The 21,754-nt window shown below is 72.9% G+C and carries 20 protein-coding genes and 1 pseudogene; 13 read left to right on the forward strand and 8 right to left on the reverse strand.

Annotated features, from left to right (window positions below):
- Window positions 1-5: 5 nt before the first annotated feature.
- Genes ACZ6TB_RS09160 through ACZ6TB_RS09175 form a run of 4 tightly spaced genes read right to left on the reverse strand, consistent with a single transcriptional unit; the run spans window position 6 to window position 3,921 of the window.
- Window positions 6-857, reverse strand: a complete 852-nt coding sequence (locus tag ACZ6TB_RS09160; protein WP_465552309.1) for a bifunctional 5,10-methylenetetrahydrofolate dehydrogenase/5,10-methenyltetrahydrofolate cyclohydrolase — start codon at window positions 855-857, stop codon at window positions 6-8.
- Window positions 854-1,762 carry a formyltetrahydrofolate deformylase gene (purU, locus tag ACZ6TB_RS09165; protein ID WP_465552311.1) on the reverse strand — a complete coding sequence of 303 codons (909 nt, stop codon included), beginning with the start codon at window positions 1,760-1,762 and terminating at the stop codon, window positions 854-856. Before purU ends, ACZ6TB_RS09160 begins: the two co-directional genes overlap by 4 nt.
- Window positions 1,759-2,607 (reverse strand): methylenetetrahydrofolate reductase, encoded by an 849-nt coding sequence (locus ACZ6TB_RS09170; protein WP_465552313.1) that lies wholly within the window; start codon window positions 2,605-2,607, stop codon window positions 1,759-1,761. The genes purU and ACZ6TB_RS09170 overlap by 4 nt, the downstream gene beginning before the upstream one ends.
- 3 nt (window positions 2,608-2,610) lie before the next feature.
- Complete coding sequence (locus ACZ6TB_RS09175; RefSeq protein ID WP_465552315.1) at window positions 2,611-3,921, reverse strand: aminomethyl transferase family protein; 1,311 nt, start codon at window positions 3,919-3,921, stop codon at window positions 2,611-2,613.
- A gap of 109 nt (window positions 3,922-4,030) precedes the next feature.
- On the opposite strand from ACZ6TB_RS09175, the gene ACZ6TB_RS09180 reads away from it, so the two are divergent.
- The 8 genes from ACZ6TB_RS09180 to ACZ6TB_RS09215 all read left to right on the forward strand — a co-directional run bounded on the left by ACZ6TB_RS09180 (window position 4,031) and on the right by ACZ6TB_RS09215 (window position 11,455).
- Window positions 4,031-4,960, forward strand: coding sequence for a LacI family DNA-binding transcriptional regulator (locus tag ACZ6TB_RS09180; RefSeq protein ID WP_465552317.1), 930 nt, complete (start codon window positions 4,031-4,033; stop codon window positions 4,958-4,960).
- Between the two features lie 78 nt (window positions 4,961-5,038).
- A complete protein-coding gene (locus tag ACZ6TB_RS09185; RefSeq protein WP_465552319.1) occupies window positions 5,039-5,554 on the forward strand; it encodes a SigE family RNA polymerase sigma factor in 516 nt (171 codons plus the stop codon).
- Between the two features lie 2 nt (window positions 5,555-5,556).
- Window positions 5,557-6,492 (forward strand): hypothetical protein, encoded by a 936-nt coding sequence (locus ACZ6TB_RS09190; RefSeq protein WP_465552321.1) that lies wholly within the window; start codon window positions 5,557-5,559, stop codon window positions 6,490-6,492.
- Window positions 6,489-7,454, forward strand: coding sequence for a hypothetical protein (locus ACZ6TB_RS09195; RefSeq protein ID WP_465552323.1), 966 nt, complete (start codon window positions 6,489-6,491; stop codon window positions 7,452-7,454). The genes ACZ6TB_RS09190 and ACZ6TB_RS09195 overlap by 4 nt, the downstream gene beginning before the upstream one ends.
- Before the next feature lie 75 nt (window positions 7,455-7,529).
- A complete protein-coding gene (locus ACZ6TB_RS09200; RefSeq protein ID WP_465552325.1) occupies window positions 7,530-8,063 on the forward strand; it encodes a SigE family RNA polymerase sigma factor in 534 nt (177 codons plus the stop codon).
- Complete coding sequence (locus ACZ6TB_RS09205) at window positions 8,050-9,225, forward strand: hypothetical protein (RefSeq protein ID WP_465552327.1); 1,176 nt, start codon at window positions 8,050-8,052, stop codon at window positions 9,223-9,225. Before ACZ6TB_RS09200 ends, ACZ6TB_RS09205 begins: the two co-directional genes overlap by 14 nt.
- Before the next feature lie 395 nt (window positions 9,226-9,620).
- Window positions 9,621-10,448: an alpha/beta fold hydrolase gene (locus tag ACZ6TB_RS09210; RefSeq protein ID WP_465552330.1), complete on the forward strand. Its 828-nt coding sequence runs from the start codon at window positions 9,621-9,623 to the stop codon at window positions 10,446-10,448.
- 77 nt (window positions 10,449-10,525) lie between these two features.
- On the forward strand, window positions 10,526-11,455 hold the full coding sequence (locus ACZ6TB_RS09215) for a hypothetical protein (RefSeq protein ID WP_465552332.1): 930 nt from the start codon (window positions 10,526-10,528) through the stop codon (window positions 11,453-11,455).
- Window positions 11,456-11,468: 13 nt separating this feature from the next.
- On the opposite strand, the gene ACZ6TB_RS09220 is transcribed toward ACZ6TB_RS09215, so the two are convergent.
- The 3 genes from ACZ6TB_RS09220 to ACZ6TB_RS09230 all read right to left on the reverse strand — a co-directional run bounded on the left by ACZ6TB_RS09220 (window position 11,469) and on the right by ACZ6TB_RS09230 (window position 14,114).
- A complete protein-coding gene (locus ACZ6TB_RS09220; RefSeq protein ID WP_465552333.1) occupies window positions 11,469-11,891 on the reverse strand; it encodes a hypothetical protein in 423 nt (140 codons plus the stop codon).
- 100 nt (window positions 11,892-11,991) lie between these two features.
- On the reverse strand, window positions 11,992-13,509 hold the full coding sequence (locus tag ACZ6TB_RS09225) for a glycosyltransferase family 2 protein (protein WP_465552335.1): 1,518 nt from the start codon (window positions 13,507-13,509) through the stop codon (window positions 11,992-11,994).
- Entirely contained in the window at window positions 13,506-14,114 is a 609-nt protein-coding gene (locus ACZ6TB_RS09230) for a hypothetical protein (protein ID WP_465552337.1), read from the reverse strand. Before ACZ6TB_RS09230 ends, ACZ6TB_RS09225 begins: the two co-directional genes overlap by 4 nt.
- Window positions 14,115-14,393: 279 nt before the next feature.
- On the opposite strand from ACZ6TB_RS09230, the gene ACZ6TB_RS09235 reads away from it, so the two are divergent.
- From ACZ6TB_RS09235 to ACZ6TB_RS09255, 5 genes and pseudogenes are all read left to right on the forward strand, one after another.
- Window positions 14,394-15,257, forward strand: a complete 864-nt coding sequence (locus ACZ6TB_RS09235; RefSeq protein ID WP_465552339.1) for an alpha/beta hydrolase — start codon at window positions 14,394-14,396, stop codon at window positions 15,255-15,257.
- A 534-nt stretch (window positions 15,258-15,791) separates the two neighbouring features.
- Window positions 15,792-16,296, forward strand: a pseudogene (locus ACZ6TB_RS09240) (transposase); the annotation flags it as partial.
- 318 nt (window positions 16,297-16,614) lie between these two features.
- The gene (locus ACZ6TB_RS09245) at window positions 16,615-17,898 is read left to right on the forward strand and encodes a L,D-transpeptidase (protein ID WP_465552550.1); all 1,284 of its coding nucleotides are present in this window, start codon (window positions 16,615-16,617) and stop codon (window positions 17,896-17,898) included.
- Window positions 17,899-17,908: 10 nt separating this feature from the next.
- Entirely contained in the window at window positions 17,909-20,614 is a 2,706-nt protein-coding gene (locus ACZ6TB_RS09250; RefSeq protein ID WP_465552341.1) for a helix-turn-helix transcriptional regulator, read from the forward strand.
- 37 nt (window positions 20,615-20,651) lie between these two features.
- On the forward strand, window positions 20,652-21,137 hold the full coding sequence (locus ACZ6TB_RS09255; protein ID WP_465552343.1) for a MarR family winged helix-turn-helix transcriptional regulator: 486 nt from the start codon (window positions 20,652-20,654) through the stop codon (window positions 21,135-21,137).
- Here ACZ6TB_RS09255 and ACZ6TB_RS09260 read toward each other — a convergent pair.
- Window positions 21,073-21,642 (reverse strand): sigma-70 family RNA polymerase sigma factor, encoded by a 570-nt coding sequence (locus ACZ6TB_RS09260; RefSeq protein WP_465552345.1) that lies wholly within the window; start codon window positions 21,640-21,642, stop codon window positions 21,073-21,075. The two genes, ACZ6TB_RS09255 and ACZ6TB_RS09260, sit on opposite strands and share 65 nt — an antisense overlap.
- Between the last annotated feature and the right edge of the window lie 112 nt (window positions 21,643-21,754).

Raw genomic sequence — 21,754 nt, forward strand, 5'->3', positions numbered from 1 at the left:
TCGTGTCACGGACCGTCCACTGTGCCCCCGGCCCAGCGGGCGGCCCGCAGGGTGTTCGCCATCAGCATGGCGATCGTCATCGGGCCGACCCCGCCCGGCACCGGCGTCACCCGGGCCGCGACGCCGTCGACCTCGGCCGCGCGCACGTCGCCGGCCAGCCCGTCCGGGGTGCGGTGGATGCCGACGTCGACGACGGTCGCGCCCGGCTTGACGTGCCCGGCGCCGATCAGGCCGCGCACCCCGGCCGCGACCACCAGGATGTCCGCCTCCCGGGTCACGGCCGCGAGGTCGGGGGTGTGCTTGTGGGCGAGCGTCACGGTCGCGTCCCGCTGGGTCAGCATCTCGGCCATCGGGTGACCGACCAGCGCCGACCGGCCCACCACGACGGCCCGCGCGCCGCGCATCTTCACGCCCTCGGACTCCAGCAGCTCGATCACGCCGCTCGGCGTGCACGGGCGCAGGCCGTGCTCGCCCCGCGCCAGCAGCCCGGCGCTGTGCGTGGTGAGCCCGTCGACGTCCTTGCCGACCGGGATGCGGTCGATCAGCGCGGCCGCGTCGAGGCCGGCCGGCAGCGGCAGTTGCAGCAGGATGCCGTCGGCGCCGGGGTCGGCGGCCAGCTCGTCGAGCACGGCCGCCACCTCGGCCTGGGTGGCGGTGGCGGGCAGCGAGCGGTGCAGGTCGCGCATGCCGGCCTCGCGGACCGCCCGGCGCTTGCTCGCCACGTAGACGGCGCTCGCCGGGTCGTCGCCGACCAGCACGGTGGCCAGGCCGGGCTTGCGGCTCAGGGCCGCCACGTCCCGGCCGACCTGGGCGCGGACCCGGGCGGCGACGGCCTTGCCGTCGATGTGCACGGTCATCCGGGGAACACGATCGTGTGGTTCTCGTGCCGGATGACACGGTCCTCGCTGTGCCACCGGACCGCCCGGGACAGCACGGCCCGCTCGACGTCGGCGCCCCGGCGCTGCAGCTCGGCCACCGAGTCGGCATGGCTGACCCGTACCACGTCCTGCTCGATGATCGGTCCTTCGTCGAGATCCTCGGTGACGTAGTGCGCGGTGGCGCCGACCAGCTTCACCCCGCGCTCCTTGGCCTTCGCGTAGGGGCCGGCGCCGATGAACGCAGGCAGGAACGAGTGATGGATGTTGATGATCGGCACGCCCGCCCCGGCGATGAAGCCGCCCGACAGGATCTGCATGTAGCGGGCGAGCACCACGAAGTCGACGTTGCCGCGCAACAGCCGCAGGTGCTCGGCCTCGGCCGCCGACTTGTCCGCCCCGGCCGACGGCACGTGGAAGAACGGGATGCCGAACGCGCGCACCTCGTCGGCCGTGTCGGCGTGGTTGGAGATCACCATGGACACGGCGATCGGCAGCTCGCCGCGCCGGTGCCGCCACAGCAGGTCGAGCAGGCAGTGGTCGGCCTTCGAGGCGAAGATGGCCACCCGCTTCGGGATCGACATGTCGCGCAGCGTGAACTCGAGCTCGAATCCCGTGCCGAGCCCGGCCTTGAGGTCGGCGTCCAGCTGCGGGAGAGCGGCCTTCAGGTTGTCGAGGCCGAACACCGTACGCTGGAAGAAGGCCCCGCCGTGCGGGTTGTCGGAGTACTGGTCGAGCGACACGATGTTGGCCTTGTGCCGGCCGAGCACGGCGCCCACCGCCGCCACGATGCCGGTGCGGTCGCGGCCGTGCACGATGAGCGAGGCCTGATTCGGTGCTGGTGTGGGCGACGTCTTCATCAGGGGCGCTACCTGGGTGATCGTCACGTCAGCCCTCCTTCCGCGAAGGTGGTTATCCACTCCGACGTCGCCCGCAGGCCGCCGAACGTGTAGAAGTGCAGCTTGATCTCGCCGTGCCGGCCGGGGTGGTAGTCGGTGGCGAGCGTGCGCAGGAAGCGGTCCGGGCCGGCCGTGCCCATCAGGTTGGTCAGCGACAGGCCGTACTTGCGGGCGATGCCGGCGCTGGTGCCGACGCCGAACCGGGACGCGAACCGCAGCAGCCGCCGCACGCCGGCCGGGCCGGGCACGCCGATCCGCACCGGCGCGTCGATCCCGCGCTCGCGCAGCGACTCGATCCAGTCCAGCACCGGGTCGACGTCGAAGCCGAACTGGGTGATGATCTCGCAGGCCAGGCCCCGTTCGCGCAGGGCCGCGTGCTTGTCGGTCAGGGCCGGCCACAGCACGTCGCCGGGGATGCCCGGGTGCCCTTCCGGATAGCCGGCGACGGCGACCCGGCGGACGCCGAACCGCTCCAGCAGGCCGGACCGGATCAGCGACAAGGCGTCCGCGTACGGGCCATGGGGCTCGCTCGGATCGCCGCCGACCGCGAAGATCTCCTCGGCCGCGCCCTCGGCCCGCAGCGCCGCGAGGAACTCGGCCAGCTCGGCCTCGGAGGTCAGCCGCCGGGCCGAGACATGCGGGACCGGCACGCACGACAGGTCCTTCACGGCCCGGGCGGCGGCGACCCGCATGGGCAGGTCCTCGTTGCCGAGGAACGTGACGTTGATCCGGGTCCCGGCCGGCACGACCGACCGCGCCGCGGCCAGCTCGGCGACGTCCTTGCCGGTCATCTCCAGCGAGAAGCCGTCCAGCAGGGTGAGCGCTCCGGTCATGTCTCAGTCGCGCCGGTACTGGGTGCGGGCGTGCTCGTTGTACGGCGCGGGCTGCACCGTGGCGCGCAGGCGCGGGAAGTCGGCCGTTTCGCCGGTGCCGGGGTCGTCGCCCCAGACCACCTCGACGCGGGTGCCGGGGGTGGCGTGCTCGACGTTCACCAGCGAGAGCGCGAGGACGGCGTCGTAGGGCGCCAGCGAGGCGGTGTGGTACGTGGTGCCGACCAGGTCGCCGCCGGTCGTCTCGATGCGGTTGCGGGCGTAGCTGAGGAAGAAGTCCCGGGCCGGCAGATCCTCCTGATCGAAGACCAGGGTGACCTTCGAGTACCGCACGTTGTCCTTGGCCTTGGCCAGGGCGTCCCGGCCGATGAAGTCGTGGTCGAGGTGGACCAGCCGGCCGTACCCGAGCTCGTACGGGGTGACGTAGTAGTCCTCGATGTCGGGGGAGTGGAAGCTGCCGTGCAGCGGGCGCTGCCCCTCGATGCCGAAGAACGGCAGCCAGCGCCGGTACTCGGCGAGCTCGGGGTCGGTGTAGACGGCCGGCGTCGGCGACGGGATCCAGCCGCTCTCCACCGAGGCCGTCGTGTAGGCGAGCGCCCCGACGTGCACCAGCCCCAGCGGTTCACCGGCCTTCATGAGGGCTTCCTTGACGTACGCGGAATCCCGCCAATCGCCGATGAACTCGTACCCGGCCTGCCCCGCCATCCCGTGCCGCAGCGCCCGGAAGTTCCGGCCGCCGAGCGTGACCAGGGTGGTGTGGAAGAACTTGGTGACCGGCAGCGGCCCGCCGAAGGCCGACTCGACCAGCTGCTGGGCCAGCGGCCCCTGGATCTGGTACCGGAACAGCCCCGGATCCCCGCCGCCCGGCCGGTACGCCGAGGAGGGGTCGGTGGTGAAGGCGACGTCGTAGCCGCCGCGCTCGCCGTGCCACTGCACCCAGTGCTGGGACGCGGGCACGCCGCTGAGCGTGTACTCCCGCTCGGCCCGGCGCAGCAGGATGCCGTCGGTGACGATGAAGCCGTCGCGGTTGACCGGGACGATCTGCTTGGCCTGCCCGATCGCGAACTTCTCGTAGTTGTTGGCGCTCACCGCGGCCAGCAGCCGGGTGGCGTCCGGCCCGGTGATGACCATGTCGTACATGTGGTGGGAGAGGTCGGAGATCGACACCCCCCGGTGCCAGGCCGCCTGCTCCTGGCGCCAGCCCGCGTACTCCCGCTCCACCACCTCCGGCGTCCACGGCGCGGCGCCCGGTCTCCAGAGCATCGCCACTGGTGAGCCGGCCTTGTCGATGCCGTCCTGAAGACTCGGTCCGGGCATGGTTCCTCCCCTGGTAGAGCGCCACTTAATCGAGCTAGCACTAAATCGAGCTAGTGACGAAAGCTACAGGCATGTTTCGAGAGTTGGCAAGGGTCGGTAACGTTCAGCCATGACCGAGACCCGGCGCGCGACGCTCAAGGACGTGGCCGCCGCCAGCGGCGTCTCGCGGGCCACGGTCAGCTTCGTGCTCAACGAGACCCCCAACCAGACGATCTCGCCGGCGACCCGGGAGCGCGTGCTGCGCACCGCCCGCGACCTCGGCTACGTCCCGCACGGCATCGCCAAGGCGCTGCGCGAGGGCTCGTCGCGGATCGTCGTGCTGCACATCGAGAGCGGGCTCGAGGGCAACTACTCGCGCAGCTACATCCACGGCCTCGACCAGGAGCTGGCCGCCCACGACCACGTGCTGCTGGTGCGGCACGGGCCGCCCACCGACTCGGCGACCAAGCAGATCCTCGACGCGATCCGGCCCCGCGCGGTGCTCAGCTTCGGCGAGATCTACCGCACCGGGCGCGAGCTCGACGACATCGGCGGCGGCTGGCAGGACGGCCTCGCGGCGCACGCCGACATGCAGATCCGCTACCTGGCGTCGCGCGGGCACACCCGGATCGCGCTCGCCACCCCGGTCGACCCGCCGCTCGGCGAGGTGCGGCTGCGCTTCTCCGACCTCGCCGCGTCGGCGGCCGGGCTCGCGCCGCTGGCCTGCTTCGCCGTGCCCCGGCCGCGCGCGGCCGGCGCCGAGGCGTTCGCCGCCTTCCGGCACGCGCACGGCGGGGTGACCGCGATCGCGGGCTACGACGACGACACCGCCCTGCGCGCGCTGACCGCCATGCACGACCTCGGGCTGTCCGCGCCCGGCGACCTGGCCGTGATCGGCTTCGACGACTCGGAGTACGGCGCGCTCGCCACCCCGGCGCTGACCACCGTGCACATCGACGGCGAGGGCCACGGCCGGCGGGCCGCGCGCTCCGCCCTCGGCCTCGAGCCGGACGACCTGGTGCCCACCCACGGCCGATTGATCATCCGCGACTCGGCGTAGCGCTTCCCTTTTTGAACCCTCGGCGCCGCTGCACAATCCGGCCTCGGAATGCGTCTCAGAGATGTGTCCCTCCATGTCGTGACCAGGGAAGATCTCTCCCCGGAAATACTCGTCGACGATTTCCGGCACTTCGTGCACGGCATTTCCGGCTCGTTGCACCGCACGGCGTATTTGTTGTGTGGTGATCGCCACTCGGCCGACGATCTGGTGCAGGAGGCCCTCGCCAAGGCGTTCGGCCACTGGCGGAAGGTGCAGCGGGCCGACGACCCGGTGGCCTACGTGCGCCGCATCCTGATCAACGAGTCGCGGACCCAGTGGCGGCGGCAGCGGCATGTGGTGACGGACGCCGACGTCGAGGTCGACGACCTCACCGTCCCCGACTACTCGGACGGGGTGGTGAGCCGCGCCGACCTCCTCCGGGCGCTGCAGGACCTGCCCGTGCGGCAGCGGGCCACCGTCGTCCTGCGCTTCCTCGAGGGGCTCAGCGAGCGGGAGACCGCCCGGGTCCTCGGGTGCAGCGAGGGCACGGTGAAGAGCCAGACCAGCCGGGCGCTGAGCAGACTCAAGTCCGTCCTGAACCGGGGGGAGCACTGATCATGTTCGACACCGAGGAAGACCTCAGTGCGGCGCTGCGCTACCTCGCGGCGGACCGGCCGTTCGTGCCCGATTTCGATCACATCGAGAAGCGGGCCCGGCAGTTGCGGCGGCGGCGTGCGGCGTGGCGGGTGACCGGCGGCGCCGGGGCCCTGGCCGTCCTGGCCGCGGCCGCGGCCGCGTTCGCGGTGACCGGGGCCGGGGCCGGGGCCGGCGCGACGCGGACCGACGCGGCCGCGCCGGACAGCTCGGCTGCGACGTCGGAGGCGGCGAGCACCCCGCTGCTGCAACTGGTCGACTATCTGGCCGCCGAGCGGCGCCCGACCGGCGACGCGACGCTCGTGCTGCGCGACCAGAAGCTGTTCGACGGCCGGCGGGTGAAGGTGTTCGACCTGTTCGCCGACAACGGCGACTACTACTTCGCCCGTACGCGTGCCGCCCTCCCCGCCCAGGTGCAGGCGCACCGCACCGAGGGCGGCGACCTCTACCGCCGGGAGCTGTCGGCGGCCCGGTTCGCGGCCACCGGCGACCTGCAGATCGCCCGGCAGCGGATGGCGTCGGCGCCGAACCCGTCGTCCCCGGTCGACCCGATCGGCCCCGGGGTCAAGGACCGCGGCAAGGTCAACCGGACCGACAACTGGGTGTGGGGCAACGCGATCGACGCCCTGTACGCCGGGGCGGGCGATCCGATGGTGCGGGCCGGCGTGCTGCGGCTGCTGTCGACCATGCCCGAGGTGACGGTCGAGCGCGGCGCCGCCGGCGACCGGCCCACGCTCACGCTGACCGCCGGCGCGCCGGCCTTCGACCCCGGCTACACCGAGAGCCTGACCATCAACGCGTCGACCGGCGAGCCGGTCCGGTTCGTCAGCGACGGCACCACGATCACCTACACGGTGACCCGGGTCAGCCTGGCGAAGGTGGCCAGGGGCGGGTCATGACGACGTACGCCCTCTGCCAGGACCACGGCTCGACGACGGTGGTCGCCGTGTGGCCGACCGGCATCGCGCGCCGGGCCGAAACCGTGTGCCCGTGGCCGCTCTCCCCTTCGTCGGCCGCGGAGCTGTGCGTGGCGCTCACCCGCCTGTCCGCCCGGCTGTGGGAGACGTACCCCTCGTCCTCGCCCTCGTCCGGTCCGCTCGTCGACGCGGGGCATGCGCTGGGCCGGGTGCTCGCCGGGCTCCGATCGCCGGACCTGACCCGGGTCGTGCTGGGCGAGGTGGCGGCCGAGGTCGACGCCCTCGCCCGCGCCGGGCTCGGCGACCTCTCCGGCCGCGCCGCGCAGGCCGCCACCCTCGATCATGCCGACCCGTCGCCGGTGCAGGTCGTCGCCGCGCACCGCATGCTGCACGAGACGCCGCTGGGCGGTCCCGATCTGTTCGCGGCGATGGACCCGGCGGCGGCCTGCGTGGCGGCCGCGCACTGGCTCGCGGCCGCCGCCGAGGTCGCGGCCGGGGTGGCCGGCTGCCGGCCGGTCACGGTGTTCGGCCGGCTCGACGACCTCGACGCCCCGGCCTCCGAGGTGTCGGCCACCGTCGTGCTGCGGATCGTCGCCCACGGCGAATCGCCGCGGGTCGTCGTGACCCAGCTGATCCGCGAGGCGATGGCGGTCGGCCGCGGGCTCGTGCCCGACCCGGCGGCCCTGCCCGGGCTGGTCGACTCCGCCCGCGACTGGGTCGAGAACCTGCTGCCCACCCATCGCGAACAGGCCCTCGCCGGGCTGCTCGAGCGGCTGACCCTGCTCGACCCGCGGCGGCCCGGCCGCAGCCTGCTCGAGCACCTCACCGAGGGCATCCGGTCCTGCCTGCTGATCTACCGGGACGCCACCGGCGCGACGGCGTCACCGTTCGTGACCGCGGTGCGCCATCGGGCCGCCCTGCACCACGACCGCCTCGCCCACTGAAACTTTTCCGCCCGCCGTGCAACTCCCGGGGCCGTCCCCACCGTTTCACCTTCGTCACAAGGGGAGGCAATCGACTTGAAAGCCGAAGACGAACAAGCGTTCCGCGAGTTCGTGACGTTCCAGATGGGGCCGCTGCGCAAGCTGGCGTACGTGACCTGCGGTGACTGGCACGCGGCCGAGGACGCCGTGGCCAACGCGCTGGTGAAGCTCTACCCGCGCTGGCGCAAGCTGGAGCGGCCCGATCTTTACGTGCGCACGATGGTGTACCGGGCCGCGATCGACGAGACCCGCCGCCCGTGGCGGCGCGAGCACTCGGCGGGCGACACCATGCCGGAGGTTCCGCTGACCGACCCGGCCGCCGCGGCCGACGAGCGGCTGCGCCTGCGGGCCGCGCTGAACGCGGTGCCGGCCCGGCAACGGGCGGCCGTGTTCCTTCGGCACTATCTCGGCCTGAGCCTCGAGGACACCGCGGGGGTTCTCGACTGCAACGTCGGGACCGCCAAGAGCCAGTCGTCGCGCGGGCTGGCCAAGCTCCGCGAGCTGCTGGCCGCCGAACGCATCAACCTGACCGGGGAAGCGATGGAGGAGTGGACCAATGCAGTTGCATGACGTGGTGGACTCGGTGACGGCCGACGAGCCGCCCCTGGCCCGCAGCGCCGACGACATCGTCGCGGCCGGCCGCCGGGCCGAGCGCCGCCGCCGGGCCGGCTTCGCGTCGGCCGGCGCGGCCGGGCTGGTCGCCGTGGTGGTCGCGGGCTCGTTCGCGCTCTCCTCCCACGCCTCCTCCCCGGCCACCGGCACGACCACGGCGCCGGCCGCGGCGGCGCCTCCGGTGGCCGCCAAGTGGGTGGAGGCGGCGCCGTTCACCTTCACGTTCCGGGGCTTCGAGGCCGGCAAGTTCCAGGTGCAGGACCCGATCGTGACGTCGACGGCGTACCAGATCGCCTCGGTCTACGAGACCGGCCGCACCTCGAACGACAAGCCCGTCTCCGGCGACGTCTCGCCCGGCAAGCTCAAGGACGGCAAGCGGGAGCCGACCCTGTACGCGTACCTGACCGTCTACCGGCCGGGCGCCTTCAACGCGGCCGGGATCGCCAACGGCAAGCAGGTGACCGTGGCCGGGCACAAGGCCGTGCAGGCGACGCTGCCCACCGGCCTCGACCCGAAGAACCCGGCCGACCCGGCCAACAAGGGTCTCGCCTGGGAGTACACGGACAACGCCTGGGCGATGGTCACGTCCATCTCCAGCGACGACGCCGACCCGTCGTTCGCCGACCTGGGCGCGCTGGTGACCGGCCTCAAGCCGAGCACGCCCACCGCGGCCCCGCTGCCGTTCACCGTCGGCTACGTGCCGGCCGGGTTCACCGCGGTCCAGACCGGCACGCACGCCATGCCCGGCCTGGACGGCATCGCCGCGGCCCGCGAGGGTGACTTCGGCGGGGCGACGTTCGCCCGGCCGGCGCCGGCGGCCACCGGGCTGACCCAGCCGTACGACACCGTCGACGGCACCATCAAGAACAGCTTCAACATCTTCGTGGTGCCGAGCCAGAACTCGAACCAGAGCGCCAAGGCCGGCCAGACCAAGTGCTACGCCAACGGTTTCTGCAACGTCTGGAGCGCCGACGGCAAGGTCCAGGTCCAGATCAGCGACGAGGGGACGGGCGCGAACCTGTCGCCGGGCGAGCTGACGAAGATCGCCCACTCGATCAAGGTGGCCGACGTCCACGACGAGTCCACCTGGACGCCGGCCGCCAAGGCCCTCAAGCAGTAACGTTCCCCGTCCCGCCGTTCCAACGGCGCCGCCTCCCCCGGCGGCGCCGTTGGGCGTTTCACGTCCGGCGGGACGTGTCGCGCCCGGGTCAGGGCATCGACGGCCGTCTCATGTCATGTATTTACGTCGGGCTCGGCCACAGCCCTGCGGGCGAGGGTGAGGCGCGACGCATGCGGCGGTCCAGTGAGTTGCTGTAGTTGGCGTCGTTCGTGAGTTCGGGGCTCTTCCGAGCCCGTCCGGAGAGATGGCAGGCGGGTCCACACGGTCGCCTGGGTCGGCGCCGGTGTGTCCCCGGTCACGTTCTGCGGGTCAGGGCGGTCCCGGTGTCACGTCCGCGGGCGCTGTGTGGTCGAGCCCAGCGAACACGTCACACAGCGAAAAGGAGCTGATTCACCATGTCTCGTTCGTGGAAGCGCCGCCTTGCGGCCGCGGCCGCCGTCGCGCTGGCGGTCACCGCTCTCGGGGTCGTGCGGGCGCCGGCCACCTTTGCCGGCGATCGTCATGGGAGCAAGCCGACCGTGGTGCTCGTGCACGGCGCCTGGGCGGACGCCTCGGGGTGGAACGGGGTCGTCCGGCAACTGCAGGACGACGGCTACCCGGTCGCGGCGGTGCCCAACAACCTGCGGTCGCTGTCGGGGGACGCGGCCAACGTGCGGGCCTACCTCGCGACGCTGCCGGGGCCGGTCATTCTGGTCGGGCACTCGTACGGCGGCGCCGTCATCACCAACGCGGCCACCGGGCTCGGCAACGTGCGGGCGCTCGTCTACATCGACGCGTTCGCGCCCGCCGCGGGGGAAGCCGTGACGCCGCTGGCCGGGCCCGACTCGGCGCTGTCGGTCGCCGACCCGACGACCGTGTTCACGCTGATCCCGCCGACGCTGCCGCCGACGCCGGCCACCGACCTCTACCTGAAGACGCCGACGTTCCTGACCGACTTCGCCAACGGGATCTCGGCCCGCGACGCGCGCATTCTCGCCGCCACCCAGCGGCCGGCCACCATCGGCGCGCTGAGCGAGCCGTCCGGCGCGCCCGCCTGGAAGAGCATCCCGTCCTGGTACCTGATCGGTACCCAGGACCGGATCATCCCGCCGTCCGCGGAGCGGTCGATGGCCGAGCGCGCCGGCTCCGACATCTCCTACTTCAAGGCCGGCCACCTCGGCCTGATCAGCGACCCGAAGTCGGTGACCCGGATCGTCGAGCGAGCGGCGAAGGCGACGGACTAGCGAAACCCAGCACCGCCTCGGCAAACCGGCCCGGCGGCGGGCTCACCGATGTGATCAAGGACGCGTACGCTCGCCCGGTGGCCCCTCTCGATCGATCGGCAGCCATCGGTGCGCTGAGGCGCGGCGACGACATCGAGCAGTTCCTGGGCGGCGTCGTCGTCGGCGGCACACGCGCCGTGCGCTGGGTGGCGATCCGCCCCTGCGAGCGCCGGTTCCGCGTCTCGCTGCACACCGCGCCCGATCGCGACGACGACCGGATCCGCGACCTGACCGCGCTGCCCTCGCTCGATCCGGCGCCCCGGGCCTACGTGGGCGAGGGACGCGAGCTGGGCGTCGTGGACGGCCCGGAGGCGGCCGTCCGGCTGGCCGAGGAGACGGCCGGTGCGTCGGCCGGAAGGTGGGTCGGCGCCGGCTTGGCGGGTGCGGAATACGCAGATTTCGTACGCGTCCGGGATGTCGCCGATCGGGAGCAATTCGCCGACGTGCCCGTCCCCACCCGCCCCGCGGCCGACCCGGACATCGACTGGCTCGCCGTGATGCGGGGCCTGGACGCGCCGGTCGGACGGGGCGAGTGGGTCGGCTGGGAGGTGCCGCACGGCTTCGACCGCGCCCGCGCGCAGGAACGCTTCGATCGGCTGGCCGCCCGGCTGAGTGCCGCCTACCGCCGCTCACTCGCCGCCGGCCGCGGCCCCGAGCAGGACTCCGCCGCCTTCGGGCGGATCGAGATCCCGGCGCGGTTCACCACCACCCGCGCCAAGCGGTCCCGGGAACGGTTCGGGATCGACGTGGTGGTCAGCAACTTCGGCGATCTGGCGACGTACGGCGTGCTCGGAGGTCTTGATGTGCCCCCGGCGCACCCGGACGACGCCGCCCGGATCGAGCACGCGGTCGCCGCCGTTCCCTTCCGGACCGTCCCGCGGGAACTGCTCGATGCGCCCTACGACGGTGCGAACGCCGACCCGGACGTGGAGATGACCTGGTACGACCGCTTCTTCGGCGTGCCCTGAGCGCCGGGCCGGCTCAGCCCGGGAACATGTGGTCGACGGCGATCCGGCCGTCGGCGTCGAGGACGAGGAACTCCACGCCGCCGCCGACCACCTCGCCGCCGGCCACCGACTCCCAGCGGAACATGACGGTGTCGCGCAGGCGGTGGGCCTTGCCGCCGAGGCGGAACGTGAACTTCTGCCCGGCGACGAAATCGTCGTACGCCGTCGTCACCCGCCGCTCGATGGCGTCGTGCCCGACCGCCTCGAACGCGCCGGTGACGCCGAGCCGGTCGGCCTCGGCCCGGGCCACGTCCGGCGGTTCCAGCAGATGCGCGCCGCCGGGCGCCCACAGCTCCTCGATGGTCGTGCGGCGCCGGGCGGCGTCGGGCTCCACCCACATGCCGATGTAGTGCTCGGCCAGGGCATCCGCGTCGCGCAGGATCATGACGTCCCCCATGTGTAGAACGATTGGTCTACCCATTAGATAGAACGTTCGGTCTACGGTCAAGGGCAAAAGGGATGCCCGGCCGCGATCGGCCGGGCATCCCTGGGGTCGGTCAGACCGCGAAGCCGCGGTGCCGGCGGACCAGCTTGCGCAGCATGAAGACGGTCTGCGCGATGGTGGCGAGGTAGAGCACCGGCCAGCCCAGCGACAGGATCGCCGACTGCACCGCGACGCTCTGCTGGCTCCAGGCATAGATCGCGCCGCCGAGGATGGCGAGCAGCACGACCAGCGGCATGATGTAGGCCGAGCCCTTGCCCTTCTCGGCGTTGGCCTGCGCGGCCCAGTTGTCCTTGTCGGTCTGGGCCAGGAACTGCGTCCAGGCGGAGACGAAGTGCCCCATCCGGATCCACATGTAGAGCTCGGCCGGGACGATCATCAACGCGTACACCAGGTCGGACGCGCTCTTGTCCTTCATGGCCAGCGCCAGGCGCAGGTTGAGCAGCGCCGCGATGGCCGGCGGGATGAGCCAGATCGGGTTGAAGACGAACGCGTGGATCGACAGCGCCGCGACCAGCAGCAGGATGAAGCCGATCCGCGAGGACAGGTTGAACAGCATCGAGATGTTCTCGTACCACCGCAGCCGCAGGTTGGGGTGGAGCGGCTGGCCCTTGTTGTCGCCGCGCTGGCCCGGCCAGAACAGGTCGATGGCGCCGAAGTTCCACTTGACCTGCTGGCCGTGCAGCGCCCGCAGGTTCGTCATCGGGCCGACCCAGGCGCGCGCCGAGGCGCTGATCTTCGTGCTGAAGCCGGCGTCCTTGATCTGCAGCGAGAGCTTGCTGTCCTCGACCTCGCTGTCGCGGACCCACGGCGCCTGCTGGTGGTGGCGGATCATGACCATTTCCAGCGCCCGTACGCTGAACAGGCTGCACTGGCCACCGAGCACGGCCATGTTGCGGCCGCGCAACAGGTTGTCCATGTTGAACGCGGCGAACTGCGCCCGCTGGCCGGCCACCAGGAAGCGCGCCATGAGGCCCTTGTAGCGGCTCTTGTCGAAGCTGTAGATGGCGCTGAGGCCGCCGATGCGCGGGTCGTCGGTCATCTCCAGCTCGAGCCGCTCGACGCAGTCGCGGGCCAGGGTGGTGTCGCCGTCCACGCCGAGGATGTAGTCGAAGCCGCGCGACAGGAAGTAGCCGTAGTTGAGCGCGCCGACCTTCTTGTCGGGGTTCGAGCCCATGTCGTGGACCTGGACGACGGTGACGAACTCCTCGCCCTTCACCATCCGGCTGTGCCGGCCCTGGAAGCCGCGGGCGATCTCGGGGGTGTCGTCGTCGGTGTTGTTGATGATGACGTGGATGACGTCCGGCAGCCGGGTCTGCGCGAGGATGCTCTTCAGGACGTCGGCGATCGTGTCCTGCTCGTTGTAGCAGGGGATGATGCAGCTGATCGTGGCGTGGCGGGGGGTGGCGCCGGCCGGGCCGGCCGCGATCTCGCCGGAGACCGCCTCGACCGCCTCGAGCTCGGCCAGCATCGGGGGCGCCGGCGGCAGCGCCAGCGGTCCCGCCTTCGCGCTGCGCGGCAGCAGGATCTGGCGGTCGGTCACCCGGCGCAGGCCGGGACTGTGGTCGGTCATTCGGCGGCACCATTCGTGAGCAGCGGCAACGTCAGAGTGTCGAGGGCGGTGGAGCGGTAGTAGCTGTTCGACGCCGGCGCCGTCTCGACGAGCAGATCGATCCGGACCGTCAGCGTGAGCGTCGTTGCTCCCGTGGTCGCCGCCGGCACCGTGACGACGGTGTTGTAGGGATACGGCGGGGTGATGTCGAACTTGCCGTTGTCGGTGCTGACCACGGCGCGCTTGGTGCCGTCGTCCTGGGTCACCTGGAACGTGCTGATGGTGACCCGGTGGGTGCTGTCGGCGTCCTCGATGTGGGCGGCGACGTTGAGGGTCTTGAGCGACTCGGCCGTGTAGAGCTTGGCGTTGTCGGACGTCCAGTAGGTCAGCTGGACGGTGAAGCTGCCCTGCTTGACGCGGTGGACGACCGAGCCGGTGTCCAGCGGCCCGCTGGGGCGGACGGGCAGCTTGGCCGCGACGGCCTCGGCACTCGGGGATGCCGTCGGCGAGGGCGACGCCGTGGGGCTCGTCGTCGCGGTCTTGCCGATCAGGGGCTTGCTGCTGCTGGTTATCTCCTTGAGGCTGCCGCAGCCGCTGAGACTGCCGCAGAGCACGGCCGCGGCCATGCCGAGTGTGACGCTTGGGGGGAGGCGCACTGGTGACCTTTCGAGTCCTGCGTTTTTTGGACGGGCCAGGGGTCGGTGACCAGGATCGGCGAGGGGCGGCGCCACTTGAGGGTTCGGCCCGTGACCGCGACCACAGGTCAAGGGCTCACGTTCGGCCGCCCCCGGCGAAAGGTGAGCGTTTCCGCCCGCTCGGACCGGGAATCGCGTCCGCCCGGCCGGTTCTCGCTCGACTTCGCGCGATTGACTGAACAAATCCCGCCCGGCAACCGTCGTGATGTCGTGCGCAACTTTCTCCGTCGCCTGGCCTGGTTCGCAGGCGAGCCGGTCGCCCTGCTGCTGGTGGCGATCGCCGCGGTGTACGCGTGGCCGCTGCACAGCGCCCGCCTCGCCCACGGCACCCCCGCGACGCTGACGTTCGCCGCCGCCCGCTCCCGCGCGGTGGGCGCCGCCGACGGCGACGCCCGCAACGAGGACGTGACGCCCGGCTGCCGCACCCGGGCGTTGCTGCACCCGCGGCGCACGGCCAAGGCGGTGCTCATGCTGCACGGCTACGCCGCCTGTCCCGCCGAGCTCGCCGGCCTGGCCCAGACCTACTACGCGGCCGGCTACAACGTGTACGTGCCGCGAGCCCCCGAGCACGGCCTGACATCACCCCGGCGGCACGCCCGGGTGCGCGCCGACGAGCTGGTCTCGTACGCCGAGGAGGCCCTGAACACCACGACCGGCCTGGGCGCCGACGTAGGCGTGGTGGGCGCCGCGGACGGCGCGGTGCTGGCGACCTGGCTCGCCGAGCGCCGCCCCGACGCCGTCGCCCACCTGGTCGCCGTATCCCCGACCTACGCCCCGGCGGCGTTCGGCCGGGCGGTCAAGCCACTGACGGTCCTGTATGGGAACCGCATCCTGCCGGACCACTTCGAGGGCGGGCTGTCGTTCGCGGCGTTGTCGCAGTACGTGCGCGTGGCCCGGAACTTGCCGTCCCACCCGCGCAACCCGAAGCTCCGCTCGGTGACCTTGTCCGGCCCCGCCGACGGCGCGGCCGTCCGCTTGTTGACCAACCTGGCGGCCACGAACCATTTGCGGTTGACCCGCGAGATCACGCCCGGCCACCCCGACCCGGCGATGACGGATCGGCCCGCGCTCTAGGAATCCCTGACGTTCATCCCGCTGCAGGCGCAGACCCGCATCGCGATGATTCTGGGGGTCCTCGAACGCCCGGACGATTTCCGGAGCCCGGCCGTCGATGCCATGGAACGCCGCCCCGCCGGCAGTGGCGGTCACCACGCACCGAGCAGGCTGGCGGTTCGCGCGAACGACGCTCGCCGCCAGGCCGAGGGCGACTCGAACCGACGGCGGGATGGGGGCCTTAAGGCTTCAGGGCCCTGGCGGCCGGACGTCGGTCCCGGCCGGATGAACGTCGTCCCGCGGAAGTCGCCCTCGCGGGCCGCAGCGATGCCGTCCAGGCCACCCGGCCCCAGGGATCGCGCACGCCTGTCGCCGACGCCGGCAGGTGCCCTCTCCGGCCGTCACCACGCACCGAGCAGGATGGCGGCGCGCGCGAAGGCCCCGTCCACCGAGTTGGTGTGCGATGGCCGCCGAACCGAGTTTGAACGTTGCCGGGCTGCTGCGCGAGCGTCTGGAATCGGCGAGCCCTGTGCGGTGCCACCAGCTATCTGCGCGGCGCTGGTCATCAAGGTCCGCGAACACGGCCGCACGATCAACGTGCACGCCCAGGTCGCGGTCGGCGTCATTGCTGACGGCAGCCGGCAAGTATGGGGTCTGGGGATCTCCAGCGATGAGGACAGCGCGGGCTGCTCGCCTTCCTCAGGTCCTTGACGGCCCGGGGTCTGTCCGGGGTCCGCCTCCTGATTTCCGATGCCCACCGCGGCCTGGTCCGCGCGATCTTCGACCAGCCCGGCACCGACGCCGTCAAAGCCCCTTTCATCCGCGTGCCCGGCATCGGCGAACGATTCCCCGATGCCGCCGAACACCTCGACGACGCCCGTGACGACATCCCCGCGTTCACCGCGTTCCCGACCGAGCTCTGGAGACAGATCCGCTCGAACAACCCACAGGAACGGCTGAACAAAGAGATCCGCCGCCGCACCGACGTCGTCGGGATCTTCCCAACCGCCCCGCGATCATCCGCCTCGTCGGCGCGGTGCTGGCCGAGCAGACCAACGAATGCCTCTTGCCCCGCGCCAGCTGGCGTGACCCTGCGAACGACGCTCGCCGCCAGGCCGAGGGCGACTCGAACCGACGGCGGGACAGGACCTCACGGCTTCAGGGCCCCGGCGCGAACCGCGTGTGTGGGTGGTGGGGCAGCGGGCTCGACCGCAGGTGGGGTGAACGTCGCATCCTGGGTGGCTCTGTCGTTTCGCTGGAGCAGCCTCGGAGATTCCGAACGGGCCCGATCGTCGCGAGGTCGTCGGTGTGGTTGTTCGGCGCCAGAAAGATCGGAACCGCTGACAACCTTTGCCTCGGGGCGGGGGTCTTGCAGGGTATGGCGACCTTTCGGCCCGGGCTCCGGGCCTCCCGACGCACGCTTCTTCTCGGCACGCTGGGGGCGGCCGCCGGGCTCGCCGCCGCCGGCTGCTCGTCGGCCGGGAAAGCGGGCGGCGGCGCCGGGACCGAGATCAACACCGTGGCCGGGACCTGGCACGCGCCCTCGGACGGGCCCTCGGAGGGGCCGGCCGCGGCGGTCCAGGTGACCGTCACGCCGGCGGCGGGGGCCAAGGACGTGTCGCCGGGGGAGCCGGTCGTCGTGGCCGTCGCGGGGGGCACGCTCAAGGCCGTCTCGGTGGTCGCGGGCGGCAAGAAGCTGGGCGGCGCGGTGCAGGCCGACGGGGTGACCTGGCGCTCGACCGGGAACCTGTCCTACGGCAAGACCTACAAGGTCACCGCCGAAGTGGTCGACGGCGGCGGGGCGAGCGTCGAGAAGACCGCCACCTTCAGTACGGTCGAACCCGCCTCGGTCGCCGGCATCACGTTCCAGGCCAACGGGCTTTCGGTTCTCGACACCGGCGGCACCTACGGGGTGGGGCAGCCGGTCATCGTCGCTTTCGGTGCGGCGGTCTCGGACCGGGCCGCGGCCGAGAAGGCGATCACGGTCGTGACGACGCCGGCCGTGGACGGCAAGTTCTTCTGGGTCAGCAAGTCGATCGTGCACTGGCGGCCGAAGAAGTACTGGGCCAAGGGCACGAAGATCCGGGTCAGCGTCGACGCCCTCGGGGTGGATCTGGGCAAGGGCGTGTACGGCGGGGCGAACGCCTCGACGCATTTCACCATCGGGCGGGCGCTGGTCGCCGTCAGCGACAACGCCACGCACCGGACCAAGGTCTACGTCGACGGCACGATGGTGCGGGACATGGCGTGCAGCAACGGGCGGGGCGGCTACACGACGATCGCGAACGGCGAGAAGATCCATTTCTGGACGCAGGGCGGCGCGCACGTGGTGCTGTCCAAGGAGCGGACGCACAGCATGAGCTCGGCCAGCTACGGCATCACCGACCCGCACAACCCGTTCTACTACGAGCCGGACGACGTCGAGTTCTGCACCCGCATCTCGTACTCGGGGGAGTTCCTGCACTCGGCGCCCTGGAACCACCAGCTGGGCCAGGCGAACGCGTCGCACGGCTGCATCAACCTGAGCCCGGCCGACGCCCAGTGGGTCTACCGGAACTTCATGGTCGGCGACGTGGTCGAGGTGACGCACAGTCCCAAGAGCCTGCCGGTGTGGGACGGCCTGGGGGACTGGACCGTCGCGTACGACAAGTACGGCGCGTGATGAGGACCGGGTGAGAGCGGATCTGCTGGACCGCCACGCGGAGCGGGCCACCCTCGACCGCGTCCCGGGCGAGCTGCGGGCCGGCCGCAGCGTGGCGCTGGTCGTGCGCGGCGACGCGGGGACCGGCAAGACCACGCTGCTCGACTGGCTCGCGGAACGGTCCGAGCGGGCACACGTCGTGCGGGCGGCCGGCGCCGAGCCGGAGTCGGGGATGGCGTACGCGGGCCTGCATCAGCTCTGTGCCCCGCTGCTCGGGCACCTGCACTGCCTGCCGGGGCCGCAGCGGGACGCGCTGGCCGCCGCGTTCGGGCTGAGCGCGGGCGACCCGCCGGAGACGATGCTGGTCGGCCTGGCCGTGCTCGGGCTGTTCGCCGAGGCCGCCGCGGAACGGCCGCTCGTCTGCCTGATCGACGACGCCCAGTGGCTCGACCCGGTGTCCGGGACCGTCCTGTGCTTCGTCGCCCGCCGCCTCCAGGCCCCGTCGGTCGCCCTGATCCTGGCGGCCCGCTCGCCGGACGCCGACGGCGTGTTCGGCGACGTGCCCGAGGTGCGGCTGGGCGGCCTGCCCGACGCCGACGCGCGGGCGCTGCTCGACTCGGTGCTGCCGGGCCCGGTCGACCCGCGGGTGCGCGACCGGATCGTCGCCGAGACGCGGGGCAATCCGCTCGCGCTCGTCGAGCTGCCGCGCGCCCTGTCGCCGGCCGAGCTCGCCTTCGGCCTCGCCCACCGCGACGCGGCGCCGCCTCCCTCGCGCGCCGAGGACGACTTCCGGCGCCGCATCGCCGCGCTTCCGGCCGCCACCCGTACGTTCCTGCTCGCCGCCGCCGTCGAGCCGGTCGGCGACATCGCGCTGCTGTGGCGGGTCATGGAGCTGCTGGAGGTCGAGCCCACCGCCGCCCTGGCCGCCGAGATCCCGGGACTGGTCGAGGTGGCGCTGCGAGTGCGGTTCCGCCACCCCCTGGCCCGCTGGGCCGCCTGGCGCGCCGGCTCGGTGGCCGAGCTGCGATCCGTGCACCGGGCGTTCGCCGCCGCCCTCGACCCCCGGAGCGACCCGGACCGGCGGGCCTGGCACCTGGCGGCCGCGGCCGTCGGCGTGGACGAGGAGGTGTCGGCCGAGCTCGAACGCACCGCGGGCCGGGCCCAGGAGCGCGGCGGCCGGGCGGCGGCCGCGGCGTTCCTCGAACGGGCGGCCGAGCTGACCGGGGACACGCGTCGCCGGTCCCGGCTGCTGCCGGCGGCCGCCCGGGCGCAGCTCGACGCCGGCGCCCCCGCCCGGGCCGCCGCCCTGGCCGCGGCGGCCGAGCTGGAGACGGCGGATCCCGTGCGCCGGGCCGAGATCTCGGCGCTGCGCGGCGCGATCGCCGTGGCCGTCAACCCCGGCGGCGCCGCGATCCCGCTCTTGCTCGAGGCCGCCGCCGAGCTGGAACCCCTCGATGCGGCGGCCGCCCGGGACGCCTGCCTCCACGCGATCGGCGCGGCCCTGCGGGCGGGCCGGCTCGGCGGCGACGCGTTGCGCCGGGCGGCGTCGGCGGCCCGCCGACTGCCGCCGGCAGACGACGCCCGGGGCCTTCTGCTCACCGGGATGACCACCTACATTCTCGACGGGTACGCGGCGGCGGCCGCACCGCTGCGGCGGGCGCTGGACGCGATGACCGCCGACGAGGACCTGCTGTGGCCGGCGGCGGCGTTCGCGCTGGACCTGTTCGACGACCGCACCGCCCGGCGCCTCGCCGATCGGGCCGCCGGCGCCGCCCGCGACCTCGGGGCGCGCGCCTGGCTGCCGGCCGCGCTGAACCTGCGGGCGGCCGACCGGTTGTACGCGGGACGGCTCGCCGACGTGGCCGGGCCGCTGGACGAGGGCCGGGCCGTCGCGGCGGCCACCGGGCTCGCGTACGACCCGTCGATCGCCTTGCTGCTGGCCGCGTTCCGGGGCGACGAGGAGGCCGCGCTCGGGCCGATCGAGGACGCGGCCCGGGACGCCCGGGCGCGCGGCGACGGCCGGCTGCTCGGGATCGCCGGCTATGCCGAGGCCGTGCTCCACAACGGACTCGGCAACTATCCGGCCGCGCTCGCCGCCGCCGCGTCCGCGGCCGAGCACCCCGATCCCGGCTACCACTCGTGGACGCTGCTCGAGCTCGTCGAGGCCGCCGCGCGATCGGGCGAGCCGGCCGTCGCCGTCCAGGCGCGCGACCGGCTGGCGGCGCGGGCCGGTCCGGCCGGCACCGACTGGGCGCTCGGGGCGCTGGCGCTGGCCGACGCCTTGGTCGCGCCGCCCGACGAGGCGGAGGCGCGGTACGAGGAGGCGGTGCGGCGGCTCACGGCGAGCGGGATCGGGCAGCTGATCGCGCGCGCCCGGCTGCTCTACGGGGAGTGGCTGCGGCGGGAGAACCGGCGCTCGGAGGCCCGCGTCCAGCTGCGGGCGGCCTTCACGGCGTACGGGCAGATGGGCTGTTGTGCCTTTGCCGGCCGCGCCGAACGGGAGCTCGCGGCGGCCGGCGAGCTGGTCAACCGGCCGGTTCCGGGTCCCCGGTCCGAGCTCACCGCGCAGGAGTCGCAGATCGCCCGGCTCGGGGTGGCCGGGCAGTCGAACGCCGAGATCGCGGCGGCGATGTTCCTGAGCCCGCGAACCGTCGAGTGGCACCTCCGGAAGATCTTCACGAAGCTCGGCATCTCGTCCCGGCGCGAGCTGGCATCGGTCATCGCCGGGCCGGCCTGACGCCGAACTTTGCCGCTCCCGGTACGTCTTGGGGAGTGTGGACACGACCGAGCCGCTCTCCGCCGCCGAGCACGACGTCGCCGACGCGTTCCTGCGCGCCGCCGTGGTGGTGCAGCGCGGGATCGAGGCCGACCTGATGGGCGGGCACCGCCAGACGCTCACCGAGTACATCGTCCTGACCCGGCTGGCCGGGGCGCCCGGCACGCGGCTGCGGATGAGCGACCTGGCGAGCTCCTGCAACCTGTCGGTGAGCGGCGCGAGCCGGCTGGTGGAGAAGCTGGAGGCGCAGGGGTTCGTGCGCCGCGAGCCGGCCCTGACCGACGGCCGCGGCTGGCACGCGATGCTGACCGCCGACGGGCGGGCGGCGCTGCGGGCCCGGGCGGAGACCTACGCCGGCAGCGTCCGGCGGCACCTGCTCCAGCACCTGGCGACGCCCGACCTGCCGGGCGTGGAGGGGCTCATGCGGCGGGTCGCGGGGCTGCCTTCGACCGGCGGGCGGCCGCCGGCTCGGGACGGCCGGTGACGGCCAGGCGCAGCGAGCGCAGGGCGTAGTGGATGCGGGACTTGACCGTCCCGATCGGGAGGCCGAGCTGGGTGGCGGCCTCGTCCAGGGTGCGGCCGCGCAGGTAGATCTCGGACAGGATCAGCCGGTGCTGGGCGCTCAGCGCGCCGATGGCGGACCGCATCGCGTCGACCGCCAGCACGGTCTCCGGGGTGCTGTCGGCGTCGCGGTCGGGCACCGCGTCGGTGTCCGGCAGGTCGACCTCGGCCGGCCGCGAGCGCTTGCGGCGGATCGCGTCGATGGCCACGTTGCGGGCGACCGCGAACAGCCAGCGGCGGGTTCCGTCAGGCTCGGCCGGCATGTTCTCGAGGTGCCGCCACGCCCGGATCATCGTCTCCTGGAGCAGGTCCTCGGCGCCGTGCCGGCTGCCGCCGGTGAAGCCGGAGAGGTAGCCCAGCAGCGGCATCGCGTACGTCGCGTGCAGATCGCTCAGCCGGTCGTGGACGTCGAGGGTGGTGGCGTTCATCCGTGCCACGTTGCGGCACCACCGGGCCGGCGCGAGCCGGTGTCCGACCCTGGAGAACGGGTCCGGTGCCCCCGCCCGGATTCGCGGACAACCTTTCCGGCGGATCGGTAGT

The organism is Actinoplanes sp. NPDC051537 (genome assembly GCF_055586105.1).